Source organism: Virgibacillus proomii (assembly GCF_900162615.1).
GTDB classification, from domain to species: Bacteria; Bacillota; Bacilli; order Bacillales; family Amphibacillaceae; genus Virgibacillus; species Virgibacillus proomii.
Genome location: NZ_FUFN01000009.1, coordinates 562,256 through 575,380, shown reverse-complemented (window position 1 = coordinate 575,380; position 13,125 = coordinate 562,256). Strand labels below are relative to the sequence as shown.

At 33.7% G+C, this 13,125-nt stretch carries 13 protein-coding genes; 11 read left to right on the top strand and 2 right to left on the bottom strand.

Annotated elements, in window-relative coordinates:
- Positions 1–8 precede the first annotated feature (8 nt).
- Together tagH and BN1066_RS05450 are read left to right on the top strand one after the other, a co-directional pair.
- Positions 9–818 carry a teichoic acids export ABC transporter ATP-binding subunit TagH gene (gene tagH, locus BN1066_RS05455; RefSeq protein ID WP_077318919.1) on the top strand — a complete coding sequence of 270 codons (810 nt, stop codon included), beginning with the start codon at positions 9–11 and terminating at the stop codon, positions 816–818.
- 655 nt (positions 819–1,473) lie between these two features.
- Complete coding sequence (locus BN1066_RS05450; protein WP_077318443.1) at positions 1,474–2,529, top strand: MraY family glycosyltransferase; 1,056 nt, start codon at positions 1,474–1,476, stop codon at positions 2,527–2,529.
- Positions 2,530–2,783: 254 nt separating this feature from the next.
- Here BN1066_RS05450 and BN1066_RS05445 read toward each other — a convergent pair whose 3' ends face one another.
- Both BN1066_RS05445 and BN1066_RS05440 read right to left on the bottom strand, forming a co-directional pair.
- Positions 2,784–3,767: an LCP family protein gene (locus tag BN1066_RS05445; RefSeq protein ID WP_143695741.1), complete on the bottom strand. Its 984-nt coding sequence runs from the start codon at positions 3,765–3,767 to the stop codon at positions 2,784–2,786.
- A gap of 348 nt (positions 3,768–4,115) precedes the next feature.
- The gene (locus BN1066_RS05440; protein WP_077318442.1) at positions 4,116–5,108 is read right to left on the bottom strand and encodes an LCP family protein; all 993 of its coding nucleotides are present in this window, start codon (positions 5,106–5,108) and stop codon (positions 4,116–4,118) included.
- Positions 5,109–5,431: 323 nt separating this feature from the next.
- On the opposite strand from BN1066_RS05440, the gene BN1066_RS20990 reads away from it, so the two are divergent.
- From BN1066_RS20990 to BN1066_RS05400, 9 genes are all read left to right on the top strand, one after another.
- On the top strand, positions 5,432–5,566 hold the full coding sequence (locus BN1066_RS20990; protein ID WP_281250249.1) for a hypothetical protein: 135 nt from the start codon (positions 5,432–5,434) through the stop codon (positions 5,564–5,566).
- A gap of 697 nt (positions 5,567–6,263) precedes the next feature.
- A complete protein-coding gene (locus tag BN1066_RS05435) occupies positions 6,264–6,659 on the top strand; it encodes a hypothetical protein (RefSeq protein ID WP_077318441.1) in 396 nt (131 codons plus the stop codon).
- A 117-nt stretch (positions 6,660–6,776) separates the two neighbouring features.
- Positions 6,777–7,703: a GntR family transcriptional regulator YhfZ gene (gene yhfZ / locus BN1066_RS05430; protein WP_077318440.1), complete on the top strand. Its 927-nt coding sequence runs from the start codon at positions 6,777–6,779 to the stop codon at positions 7,701–7,703.
- Between the two features lie 54 nt (positions 7,704–7,757).
- On the top strand, positions 7,758–8,123 hold the full coding sequence (locus BN1066_RS05425; RefSeq protein ID WP_077318439.1) for a PRD domain-containing protein: 366 nt from the start codon (positions 7,758–7,760) through the stop codon (positions 8,121–8,123).
- A 16-nt stretch (positions 8,124–8,139) separates the two neighbouring features.
- A complete protein-coding gene (locus BN1066_RS05420; protein ID WP_077318438.1) occupies positions 8,140–8,505 on the top strand; it encodes a DUF2620 domain-containing protein in 366 nt (121 codons plus the stop codon).
- 18 nt (positions 8,506–8,523) lie between these two features.
- The gene (locus tag BN1066_RS05415) at positions 8,524–9,816 is read left to right on the top strand and encodes a YhfT family protein (RefSeq protein ID WP_077318437.1); all 1,293 of its coding nucleotides are present in this window, start codon (positions 8,524–8,526) and stop codon (positions 9,814–9,816) included.
- Positions 9,817–9,898: 82 nt separating this feature from the next.
- Positions 9,899–10,774: a phosphotriesterase family protein gene (locus BN1066_RS05410; protein WP_077318436.1), complete on the top strand. Its 876-nt coding sequence runs from the start codon at positions 9,899–9,901 to the stop codon at positions 10,772–10,774.
- Between the two features lie 6 nt (positions 10,775–10,780).
- Positions 10,781–11,884: an aminotransferase class V-fold PLP-dependent enzyme gene (locus BN1066_RS05405; protein ID WP_077318435.1), complete on the top strand. Its 1,104-nt coding sequence runs from the start codon at positions 10,781–10,783 to the stop codon at positions 11,882–11,884.
- A 20-nt stretch (positions 11,885–11,904) separates the two neighbouring features.
- Complete coding sequence (locus tag BN1066_RS05400; RefSeq protein ID WP_077318434.1) at positions 11,905–13,116, top strand: phosphopentomutase; 1,212 nt, start codon at positions 11,905–11,907, stop codon at positions 13,114–13,116.
- The last annotated feature ends 9 nt before the right edge of the window (positions 13,117–13,125 follow it).

Below are 13,125 nucleotides of genomic sequence, written 5' to 3'. Positions count from 1 at the left end.
TGATGAAAATGGAGAAAGCTATTATTGCAAAGAATCTATCAAAAAAATATAAATTATATAAAGATGCGAAGGAACGTTTACTAGATTTAATTATGCCTAAAAGCTACGGTAAAGATTTTTATGCGCTAGCTGATGTCAGCTTTGAGGCTGAAAAAGGAGACATTATTGGATTTGTAGGTATAAATGGATCAGGAAAGTCTACCTTATCAAATATCATTGCCGGTATTGTTCCGGAAACAACAGGTAGTGTAGAAATAAATGGACAGGCATCTCTTATTGCGGTAGCCGCAGGATTAAAAAATGACTTGACAGGAAGAGATAATATTGAATTAAAGTTACTTATGTTAGGTTTTAATAAAGGAGAAATAAGAAAATTAGAACCAGAAATTATTGAGTTCGCAGAATTAGAAGAGTTTATCGATCAACCTGTTAAGTCATATTCCAGTGGAATGAGGTCAAGACTTGGTTTTGCTATTTCCGTTAATGTTGATCCTGATATTTTGATTATAGACGAAGCCCTATCAGTAGGAGATAAGGCATTTGCTGAAAAAAGTTTAAACAAAATGATGGAATTTAAAGAAAAAGGAAAAACAATGATTTTTGTTAGTCATTCTATAGGACAAATGAGGCAGTTTTGTGAAAAAATATTGTGGTTGGAGTACGGTATGGTGAAAGATTTTGGTTCCGTGGAAGATGTTTTACCAAAATATGAGAAGTTTTTAAAAGATTATAGAAAGATGTCCAAGCAGGAGAAAAAAGCCTATCGAGATGAGGCGTATAAAAAACAGCAGGAAGCCCTTAAATCTCTTCAATTATAATTTTTTGTCTTGGAGTATAACTTATGGAATAAACATCAAATCCTTATAGAGTAATATAAAAACTGAAGTATTCGTGTTTATACTTCATTTAAATTACCCAAAATCAAGCAATTGAATTCTCGAAATTCATTGCTTGATTTTCTTTATATGTTAAGGTATTTATGGTTTATAGTATAAGAAAAAAGATAGCTTTTTAATAGTATATGTGAAACAAGCTTTATATCACGCTCATCATATATCGTTTAATTACTTATTCAACTGGAAACAAAAATAACAAGTCTATCTTGGCATTACGTGTTGGTTGATGAATACATCATTTATATTTGTTTTCATCGCTTTGAATACATAAATAAATAAAAAAATAAAACAAATGATATCAGTACATTAAATGTAAAATATTGATCAAATGGATAGGTGTCTTTATTGAGTACTTATTTTTCACAAAAATTATCTTGAAAAGACAATGATGCTGGCGATTATTTTATATAATTACTGGAAATTTTTAGATGAAACTATTCGTACATTTTTATTAAATATAAGGGTACATTACTACTATTGAGGATAAGTTTTTTATCCGAAATTTTGATGATAATATTTGCCATGTTTATCGGATCTAAAATTGATATTTTATATGATAGGGGATGAGGTAGGCTCTATGCTAAAAATAGCTTTGCTCGCCGGAGTAACCCTGTTATTTTCGCTTATTATACCCCCTTTTATTATAGCAATTTCAAAATTCTTGGATGTTAAAGATAGGCCGAATAACAGAAAAGTTCATAAAGACCCTGTTCCTACTTTAGGTGGGTTGAGTATATTTATAAGTTTTTTATTGGGAATAACCATCTTACAACCCCAAAGTGATTATCATCTAGCCATTATGTTAGGGGCAACATTAGTTATTATTTTAGGGTTCCTTGATGATATTTTTGATTTACCGCCAAAATTCAAGTTTGTTGCTCAAATTTTTATAGCTTCATTTGTCGTTTTTGGGGGAGGATTACAGGTGGAATTTGTTAACCTTCCTTTTGGGGGACAGATTGAATTTGGGCTACTGAGTTCAGTAATAACCATATTTTGGATTGTAGGCGTTACCAATGCAATGAATTTAATTGATGGACTAGACGGGCTTGCTGCAGGAGTATCTGCAATAGCTTTGTTTACAATTGCCGGAATAGCGGTAAGTATGGGAAATGTATACGTAGTTACTCTCGCGTTCGTGCTATTTTTTAGTACACTTGGGTTTTTGCGATATAATTTTTTCCCCGCAAAAATATTTATGGGAGATACGGGATCTTTATTTTTGGGTTACATGATTTCGGTGTTGGCATTATTAGGTTTTAAAAGTGTAACGATTGTCTCTTTTCTTATTCCAGTATTTATCCTGGCTGTACCTATATCGGATACATTAATTGCAATGGTAAGAAGGTATGTGAATAGTCAACCATTATCAAGCCCAGACAGTTCTCATTTGCATCATCGATTATTGCAGATGGGTTTTTCGCATAAGCAGACAGTATTATTAATTTATGCACTAAGCACTATGTTCAGCGCTGCCGGTATTTTATTTTCAATGGCAACATTGTGGGGGGGAATAGTTATTTTTGTTATTTCAATGGTGTCCCTGCAATTGCTAATTGAAAATCTCGAGTTGATTAGTAGCAATTATAAGCCATTGACCAATTTTTTAAAAGCATTAAAACATAAATTGTAAAGTCCAGCTCAAGTAGTTAGAAGCTTTAAAGGTAAGAACAATGTTAGAACATAAATAACTTTTCTGTAAATAAAAATAGGTTCGTTAATCTTTGACTTATAAAACCAAAGATTAACGAACCTTAAACTTTTATCTTTTTAGAAAGTAAAAATAAAATGGGAATGTACGATTTTCTTATATCTTTATCTTATTAATTTTTGTTTTCTCATATCGACACACAGTAACCGTGAATTTTGTACACATATGTGTGGCTTTTATTGAATATCAAGATGACGTTTAAGCATATTTTGAGTTTCACTTAAGGCAGTATCATCAAGCTGCCAGTAATAAGATCCGTTTTGCTGATAATCTGCTCCTTCAAGTGTATAGGTTTCAAAGTCAAGACGTTTTCCTTCTGTACCATAAGCAATGAAACTTTTCATTTCACTAAAAGTCATATTCGTTGTCATATTGCTACCGATAGCTTCTAGAATATCATCATATTTCAATACTGAATTAACCGAAACGGCTTTTTTTACTATAGCTTTAATAATTTCCTGTTGCCTTTTTCCGCGCTCAATATCATTATCGAGCTTACGAGTTCGAGCTAGGGCTAGAGCTTCTTCACCGTTTAATTCTTGTTTGCCCGGTAGAAGGTGAACAGCATTAGCTTGATCTTTTGAATTTTGTTCTCTTAGTTCATATGGAACGTCAACGGTTATACCATTTACTGCATCGACTACCTCAATAAAAGCTTCAAAATTTACTTTTACATAATAGTCAATAGGTATATCTAATAACCTTTCTACTGTTTCTCTAGTGGCCTGAGTTCCTCCATAGGCATGAGCATGATTTATTTTACTCTCATATCCAACCTCTGGAATATAGACATACGAATCACGTGGGATACTGACTAATTTTATACTTTTGTCTTTTTTGTTTAAAGTAGCTACCATTAAAGTATCTGTTCTAGCGTTATCTTCATTTTTTCGCAGATCGCTAGAGTCAACTCCCATAATGAGCACAGAAACATTATCTACTGATGGATCTACTGTTGATTCTCTAAGAGCAGACTTATCCATCCCATCATCTTCATAAGAATTTGACAAGACACTATCTGCTTTAATATATAAATATGAAGCGTAAATTACTACCGAAAAAAATCCAAGGATTAGTGGAATTAATATAAAATACGCCCTTTTCCTTAACTTTCTTTTTTTTCTTTTTACTATCCTGGTTTGTGTAGGCATTTTTGACATCGGACTCCATCCTTAAAAAATTAGATATCGAATTGTAGATTTTTGTCGAATTATAGACATGGTAAGGTTTCAATATAATTAATCTTACTATGAATAACCATATTAGTAAATAACATATCTGCAGATTTAAGAAATGTCTAGGAAAACGAAGGAATAGAAAACCGTAATTTTATAGGTTTAACCGCTTGTCTAGGGTTGACTTTTATATTTAGACAATATCATACATTTTATGGTGAAATTTAGATAATTTTTTTCTTATACTATAAAACTTTAGGTTTTATAGTATAAGAAAAACGATAGCTTTCGCCATAAAGACTTGGCGGAAAGCCAGGTTTTTCTAATATGAAATTACAAATTTTCACTAGTTTCTTGCGTATATTCTTGCCCATTAGGAGTGGTTGTTTGAAAATTAAGGTGATCTCTTAATTGATTCTCCGCTGCACTCCTACTTTGTTCGTCTACCTGATAATACCATAATCCGTCATTTAATTTGGTTCCTGTTCCTTCTAAATTTATCGTGTTTATTGCCAAACTGTTATTTAAACCATAACTAATGAAGCTTTTCATTTCATTGAAGGATAAATTGGTGCTCATGTTATCACCAACAGCTTTAATTAGTTCATCTACTTTTAATATCGAAGAAGCTGTGGCAGCTTCTTTGCTATCGTACTTTCTTGTTCTAGCTAATGCTAATGCTTCTTCGCCATTTAATGTCTGATATCCGGGATTTAATTGGACGGCATTTGGATTATCGTTAGAATCCAATTCATTTATCGCAAACGGTACATCATATTGAATTCCGCCAATTGTATCAATAATTTCAATAAAAGCTTCAAAATTCAGACGTACATAATAATCAACAGGTACATTTAAAAAGTTTTCAACTGTTTCTATTGTTTTTTTTGGTCCGCCATAAAAGTAGGCATGGTTAATCTTTGTAAAACCATAGTCGGGTACATTTACATACGAATCTCTAGGGATACTTAAAATATTTACATCTTTCTGTTGTTTGTTAAAGGTGGCAAGCATTAGTGCATCAGATCGACTTTTCCCTTTAAAATCACGTTTTACGGTGTCGTCTACGCCGATGATAAGGACAGAAACATTATCCTCAATAGGAGTGACTGCTTCGTCTCTTAATTTAGATTTTTCACCATTTCTTCCTATTCCTTCATAAGAATCATCAGCTGCTTCTTGAGCAGTGTTATATACATAAATTCCATAGGAAGCAGCCCCAATTAAAAGAAGGGATAATGGAATGATTAAAAAAAGCAAGCGTTTTTTACGCTTTTTTTTCTTATGATTCCTCACTCTATATATATTTTCACGGTTTTTCGACATAAATACACCTCATTAAAAACCTAACTATTCACTATTTTACTACTATATTTGTCGAACGTAAATTACAATTAGGTTACATTGTTGTAAGGCTAGATATATAATTATACTTATTATGAAGTTTGCATAAGACAATTATGCAATAATATCCAGAATATGTATGAATCTGCTAGGAAGTATTGTTATTATACATAATATAGAGCAGATTTACATTTATGCGAAATAGTAAAACGTAACTTGAAGATTTTTTGAAAACGTTACAATATGTACATATACTATATTTTGTATTTTGGATTAAGAATCAAATAGGATTGGAAGGTTATGTAGTGACAATTAAGAAAAGAATGATTTTAGCTGAGAGAGAAATAGGCAGATCCGTTGTTACGTTAAACCCATCTTTAAAATTACGCGTAAAGGATAAACATCCATTATTGTTTTACGGAATTAAAGACACAAATTAAATACCAAAGCAAGTGTTGGTTAGATTAACTCTGAAAATCACAAATGGTGTTCTTAACAATAGATAAAGCAGCCCATCTTGGAAGAGCTATTGATCCTGATTTGAATAACCCTATAACCTACAGAGAAATGACAGGATCTACTAGTGGTAGTCCGATAAATATTTTAAGAGGATTAAACGACTTTGCCATAGGAACAGATGGCGGTGGTTCTTGCACCTATGAGCTGTCAATTGCCTTCTGTAATAGGAGCTGGGCTTGCATGTAAGGTGCCGTTATCTCCCACTTAGACCCTGTTGTATCAACTCAGGTCTTGAAGTGGGATTCTTACGGCACCTAAATGCTCGATTCGTTTAAGGGCCTTTAGGTCATACCCTTGCGGTACTAACATTCAGTAGGAGATGAAAAAAAACTCCAACTGAATGAAGTTTCACTTTATTTACGAAGAACAAAAGCATTTCAACAGATGGAATTGAATTTAATGCGAGTGTGGGCGTTATTGCAAAGAACATATCTATGCTGAATAACATAATGGGGGGTTATAACAGCCAAAAAGCTTACTGGAAATATGGTCGAAAAGTTAAGCATAGTAATCCCAAAGAAAAGTACAGTAAATTGCCCAGTAAGTGGATATGAATGACAAAGTAATGCATTGCTGTCAAAAATTGATCAAAGACTGTTCGATTGTAGAGAAGTAGATATGACCGGAATAGAAGATCGAAAAATTGGAATGAAGTTAATTCAGGGCATTCTAGAAAAAAATAAGCAGGAATTAATTATAACCTGTGAAGGGCCTATAGATGTTTTTGGATACGGAGAAACAATAGCTCGGAATTTTGGAAAAGTAGGCGAAAAAATTACTGAGAATAGTGGAAAATATTTAGTGCGCTCTGCAAATATTTATCAAACAACTGCTATTACGGTTCCAACAAATAACTTGGCAACTGGTTTATTAATCATTGCTAAAAAAGGTTTTGAAAATGCTAAAAAGCATTGTTTTTGCCAAAAAATTAGAAGAAGCATTTCACTTCCCGCTGTTTGGAAAAGGTATTTTTTTACATCAGGAAAAGAAGTTGACAGATTTACATTTTACTAACCGATGGTTTTGAAGAAATAAATAATTAAAATTATCATATAAACGGTTGCAAAGATAAATGAAAACGTTATAATATAATTATACAAAATATAGTATATTGATTTAAGGATGATAATAATGTGGGAAAAGTTTTACTCTAAAAATGGGCTAACTGCTAAAAATATTGCCAAGGAGTTAATACAATTAGAAACAGGAAATAAAATACCGCGAGTTTCTGATTATAGTAAAAAATTATCAATAGGTAGAGGAACTGTACAGAGTGCACTTAGTTTATTAGAAGAATTAAGAGCAATTAAGTTAGAAGCTCGAGGTCATCTTGGTACATTCTTAACAAATAAAGATAATGATTTATTACTAGAGATTGCAGGAATTGCACCTTTAGCTGGGTCAATGCCACTGCCATACTCTAGAAAATATGAAGGTTTAGCTACAGGCTTAGTAGAAGTGTTTGAATCAGCAGGAAAGAAAGTAAACTTAATGTACATGAGAGGCGATTTAAATCGAATAGAGACTGTGCGAACTAAAAGAAGTGATTTTGCGATTGTTTCAAAATTGACAGCAAAAAGCGTACTATCTAAATATTCTAATCTAAAAGTCTTCAAGGAATTTGGTGCTAATAGTTACGTTTCTACTCATAAAATTTTTTTGGCTGATCCAAACCAAAGTAAGGTTCAGGATGGAATGAAAATTGGCGTTGATATGGAATCTCCAGACCAAATGAAGTTGACATTTGCAGAATTTGAACATAGAAATGTGGAATATGTTAATACCAATTATATGCAATTATTTGATATGTTAATGTCTCTCCAAATTGATGCTACCATTTGGAATGCAGACGAAAGTAAAATGAGTCAAACGTTTAGATCAACAAGCTTTCAATCACCAAAAGCGATAGAGATATCAAAAGATACTTCAGAAGCAGTGATTGTAATTGATGGTGATAGAGAAAAGGAAATTATCGAAAAATGGCCTTTGGTTGAAACTAGCCAAATATTAAACATACAAAAAGAGGTTGAAAAAGGTATAAAAATACCAAGCTATTAAAAGTTTAATTTTTAAATTCAAAATACTAAATACTGTACATTGGAGGTTGGTGTGGTGGAAAGGTTAGAAATCCAGGAGAAATTAAATATTTTGCTAACTAATCAAGTCATTATACAAAATGCATCTGATATAACTTTAAGCACATACGACTTTTTAACAAAGAAATTTAATGTAAAGATCATACAAGATTCTGAGATGTTCTGGACGCATTTGTGTATGGCTTTAACAAGAATGGAAAGGGGGGAACAAATTGAAGGACCTCCAGCAGCAATACTTAAGGAAATAGATACAATGCCACATAAAGAAGCCATCGATGAGATTATCACCTATGTTAACTCACAAATAAATAAAAAGTTACCAAACGAAGAAAGAAACTATTTTTACCTTCACCTTCATCGAGTAATAGAATCAAATAAATAATTAGGAGGTTTTTAAGATGTTAAAGATTGTTATTGGTGGACAGCTGAATAAGCAGGCAATTGAAAAACAGGTTAAAGAATTGGGGGGAAGCAATCTTGAAGTGACGGTAAAAACCGATCTAAATGCTGTTATGGATTTAAAGAATAATAAGGCGGATTACTATATCGGCGCCTGTGAAACTGGTTCAGGTGGAGCGTTAGCCATGGCAATTGCATTATTAGGTAAAGACAGATGTGTTTCGTTAGCTTCACCAACTTCCATAATGAAGGAAGAAGATATTTGTAAACAAGTAAATGAAGGTAAAATTGCATTTGGTTTTACTGCTCCATCTACAACAAATGTTTTAAATATATTAATCCCTGCACTATTAAATAAGGAATAGAAAGAAGAGGTAGAGAATATGGACTTTAATCTGATTCAAATTATTGTCATAGCTGCTCTAGGTGCATTAGGTTCTATACTTGTGAATCGTGGTGTTGCAGTATTTAACGATGGTCTTCGTCCCATTATGCCTGAGTATTTAGAAGGAAGAATTACAAGGGGGGAACTTGCAGCAACTAGTTTTGCATTAAGCTTTGGTTTAATCATCGGTTTTGGTATCCCACTTTCTATAGGGGCTACAATTATTATCGGGCACAGCATTTTACTAGCATGTGACATAATTGGTATTTGGACTCCTTACAATAAAATAGGAATGGCCCTTGCGGGTATTATTGGTGCTGTCTATAGTATTGGCATCGTTTTAGGACTACAATTCGTAGTTGATATATTTAATCAGTTGCCTGTTAACTTCTTGGATTCCTTAAGTCTTATTGGCAATCCGATTATTATTGCGTTTACAGTATTTCCGGCGGTTGCAGTTGGGTATCAACACGGTTTAAAGAAAGCTGCTGTGACTGCCCTTATAACATTGGCTTCTTACTTGCTTTTAGCAAAATACGGAACATTTACTTTAGCAGGCTATGACGTTTCTCTAAGTCCTGAAGGCATTTCTCTATTAGTAGGTATGCTAATGATGGTTTACTTAGCATCACGAATTAAAGACGATGAAGAAACAACAAATGCAGATTTAGTAAATATTTTTGAAGAACGTGTCAATCGGATTCGGAAAAATCGATGGTTATTAGCTTTAATGGGAGGTCTTGTTGCTTTGGCCTCGGCAATGTTGATTCTAGCAGTTGATGCAATGCCTCAAGCGTTAATTAATGATGGAAAGATAACAGAGGCAGCTATTACTACGTTTGCTAGAGCAATAGGTTTTATACCTCTAGTATTTTCTACTGCTATTGTTACCGGGGTTTATGGATTAGCAGGAACTACACTTATTTTTGCGGTTGGTCTTATTTTTAGAGATATTCCGATTTTGGCATTTGTATTGGGAGCGCTTGTAATGTATGTAGAGGTAATTTCTCTATCAGCAGTTTCAAAGGGAATGGATAAACTACCTGGTATTCGTGAAATGGGAGAGCATATTCGTACGTCTCTTACAGATGTTCTTGGGATCGCTATTTTAATTGGTAGTGCGATGGCAGGTGAAAAAATTGCTCCTGGGATCGGGTTTTTCTGGGTGATTGGTTTCTATTTAATCAATCGTATCTCCAAAAAGCCACTTGTTGAGTTAGCTGTTGGTCCGATAGCAGTAATTCTATTAGGTATTTTAGTAAATATTCTACATTTAGTTGGCTTGTGGTAAATCTATATTCGTCAATCAATCTCTCCAATTAAATAAAACTAGTTGGAGAGATATTACTCCAAGAAGAAAGAAGGTAATTTTTTTGTTAGAAAGCGGTATTACTTATATGCATGAGCATACGACGATTGATTTGTCAGAAGTAAAAAATAATGAAGATTGTCATTTAGATGTATTTCCGGAAACGGTTAGAGAGTTTAAAAAGCTATACCAAAAGGGAGTTAGAAATATTATTGATGTGACTAATTTTGGAATGGGAAGGAATATCCCATATGTACAAAAAGTTTCCAAAGCAAGTGGAATAAATATCATATTTTCTACTGGGTTCTATCAAGAGGCATTCTATCCCATTTTAGTATTTCGAGAAACAAGGGAACAACTTGCGAAAAGAATGATGAAGGAGATCGATGAAGGAATTAAGGGGACGAAGATGAAAGCAGAAATAATTGGAGAAATAGGTACTAGTTATAACAAATGGACAGAAGCAGAAAAAAGAGTGTTTGAAGCAGCTGTAATTGCTCATAAAGAAACAAAAAAACCAATAACAACTCATACTTCAATTGGAACACTGGGTCATGAACAGGTTGAATTCTTTAAGAAACATCACGTCGATTTAAGTCGCGTCATTATAGGGCATGTTGATTTAACTGGTGATGCAGATTATGTCTTAAACATGTTAAGAGAAGGTGTCAATGTAGAGTTTGATACAGTTGGAAAGGAAAATTATATGCCTGATAGTGTTCGTGCAAAGATGTTAAAAAAAATACAGGATGAAGGATATATAGAACAAGTGTTTTTATCCATGGATATTACAAGAAAATCCCATTTAGAATATAAAGGTGGTTTAGGCTATTCCTATTTATTAGATACTTTTGTGCCTCTTTTACAAAAGTATGGCATTACGGAGGAAAGTATTGAGAGAATGCTCGTTAAAAATCCAGCTATATTTATGAGGGGGTAAGCTGAAATGCAAACTTTTCCTTTAGAGAATATTTCAATTGATGAAGCCCAGCAAAGACAATTTACATTAATAGATGTAGTTACTAGACATTTTCGTGGAGATGAATTGCTTACATTAGGCGATTTAGGGGTTACAAAAGGTATCAATAAACCAACTTTTACAAAAAAAGTAGAAGAAACATTAGCAGATTTTTTTAATGCAGAGCGAGCAGTATTAGTACGTGGAGCAGGTACTGGTGCATTGAGAATGGGATTTTTCTCTTTTTTAAAGGCTGGTGATCGACTGCTTGTTCATGATGCGCCAATCTATCCAACAAGTAAAACTACCTTAGAAATGATGGGGATTGAACTTGTATACGTTGATTTCCATGACTCCAAGGAACTAAATCGTATTATTTTACAAACTCCAAATTTAAAGGGTGTTTTAATTCAGCACACGAGACAGATAATAGATGATCATTATGATTTGTCTGAAGTTATCCAAATCATCCAATCGCTAAGTCCAAATCTAACCATTATTACGGATGATAACTACGCTGCCATGAAGGTGAAACAAATTGGAGTACAGGCTGGAGCTGATTTATCAACATTTTCATTATTTAAATTAATGGGACCAGAAGGGGTTGGATTAGTTCTAGGGAAAAAGGAATTAATTAATAAAATTGAACAGGTAAATTATTCTGGAGGCAGTCAAGTACAAGGGTATGAAGCGCTTGAGGCTTTAAGAGGTCTTGTCTATGCTCCTGTTATGTTAGCTATACAGGCAAAAGTTAATGAACAATTACTGCTATTCCTTAATAGTGGAGCTGTAAAAGGAGTGAAAAATGCTTACTTGGTAAACGCACAATCAAAAGTGATTTTGGTTGAGTTTTCTAAACCAATTGCAAAAAAAGTTCTTTTATATGCGAATGAGTTTGGAGCCACTCCTAATCCAGTAGGTGCAGAGTCAAGATATGAATTTGCACCGATGTTTTATCGTGTGTCAGGAACTTTTTTAGCGGCTAATCCATCGCTTGAAAATAGCATGATACGAATTAATCCTCTGCGCAGCGGTTCCGAAACAATCATTAGAATATTGAAGAGTTCAATTGAGCGAGCCTTAGAAAGATAAAAGGAAAGAAGGATATCATCATGGAAAGAAGAGTCATCATCATCATATTAGATAGTTTGGGTGTAGGATATATGGAGGATGCAAAATATTATCATCCTCAAGATGTAGGTGCAAATACGTTTAAACATATAATCGACAAAGTGCCTTCTATAAAAATACCCACCTTTCAAAGACTAGGTATAAATAAGATTTTACATCACCCAAATCTAAACAATGTGTCTAATATAGCAAGCTTCGGTGTTTTAAGACTGATGCACCATGGGGCGGATAGTTTCGAGGGGCATAACGAAATTATGGGAACTAAACCAAAGAAAGCCTATTTAGCTCCATTTATTAAAAACATGAACCACGTAAAAGCTGCACTCGAACAAGCAGGCTACACGGTAACTATACCAAATCCTGATTTGCCTTATTTGTTGGTTAATCATCTTGTAATTGTAGCGGATAATATTGAAACCGATTATGGACAAATATATAATGTAAGTGCCCCTTTAGACTATATCACGTTTGAGGAAGTGCTAAAAGTTGGTAAATGTGTACGTGATCATGTAAGAGTAAATCGAGTGATCGCTTTAGGAGGTGAAAATGTTACTGCTGAAGAATTACAAAACTCAGTAGAAAGAAGGAAAGATGGTTTAGTAGGAGTGAATTCTCCTAAATCTAAGGTATATAACCAGGGGTATCAAGTCCGACACTTAGGGTTTGGTATTTCACCAGAATATCAGTTGCCAACATTAGCAACAACATCGGGTCTCGAAGTATCTCTCGTCGGAAAGATGCAAGATGTCATTTATTGTGAAAAAGCAAAGAAGTTTCCTGGTGTGGATACCGAACAAGTAATGAAAGATATTCTACATGAAATGAACAGTTTAAATCATGGCGTTATTGCTGCAACAGTTCAGGAAACCGACTTAGCAGGGCATGCACAAAACCCAGAACGATATGCTGATCGTATTGAAATAGTGGATCGATATTTATCAGATATACTACAGAATATGAGAGAAGAGGACCTATTAATGTTAAGTGCTGATCATGGCAATGATCCTACCATTGGTCATAGTCAGCATACGAGGGAGAAAACTTACTTGTTGGTTTATAATAAGCAATTCTCACCAGTTCGTATTGGTGAAAGAACAACATTATCTGATATTGCTGCAACTGCAGCAAATTATCTGGGATTAAACAAAACAGAAAATGGAACATCTTTTCTTCCGTTATTACAAGACATGTAGAGAGGGGAT

What these genes read in the sequence shown, in the direction of transcription:
- tagH (WP_077318919.1), top strand. Translation starts at nt 9, where the DNA reads ATGGAGAAAGCTATTATTGCAAAGAATCTATCAAAAAAATATAAATTA.
- BN1066_RS05450 (WP_077318443.1), top strand. Translation starts at nt 1,474, where the DNA reads ATGCTAAAAATAGCTTTGCTCGCCGGAGTAACCCTGTTATTTTCGCTT.
- BN1066_RS05445 (WP_143695741.1), bottom strand. Translation starts at nt 3,767, where the DNA reads ATGTCAAAAATGCCTACACAAACCAGGATAGTAAAAAGAAAAAAAAGA.
- BN1066_RS05440 (WP_077318442.1), bottom strand. Translation starts at nt 5,108, where the DNA reads ATGTCGAAAAACCGTGAAAATATATATAGAGTGAGGAATCATAAGAAA.
- BN1066_RS05435 (WP_077318441.1), top strand. Translation starts at nt 6,264, where the DNA reads ATGACCGGAATAGAAGATCGAAAAATTGGAATGAAGTTAATTCAGGGC.
- yhfZ (WP_077318440.1), top strand. Translation starts at nt 6,777, where the DNA reads ATGTGGGAAAAGTTTTACTCTAAAAATGGGCTAACTGCTAAAAATATT.
- BN1066_RS05420 (WP_077318438.1), top strand. Translation starts at nt 8,140, where the DNA reads ATGTTAAAGATTGTTATTGGTGGACAGCTGAATAAGCAGGCAATTGAA.
- BN1066_RS05415 (WP_077318437.1), top strand. Translation starts at nt 8,524, where the DNA reads ATGGACTTTAATCTGATTCAAATTATTGTCATAGCTGCTCTAGGTGCA.
- BN1066_RS05405 (WP_077318435.1), top strand. Translation starts at nt 10,781, where the DNA reads ATGCAAACTTTTCCTTTAGAGAATATTTCAATTGATGAAGCCCAGCAA.
- BN1066_RS05400 (WP_077318434.1), top strand. Translation starts at nt 11,905, where the DNA reads ATGGAAAGAAGAGTCATCATCATCATATTAGATAGTTTGGGTGTAGGA.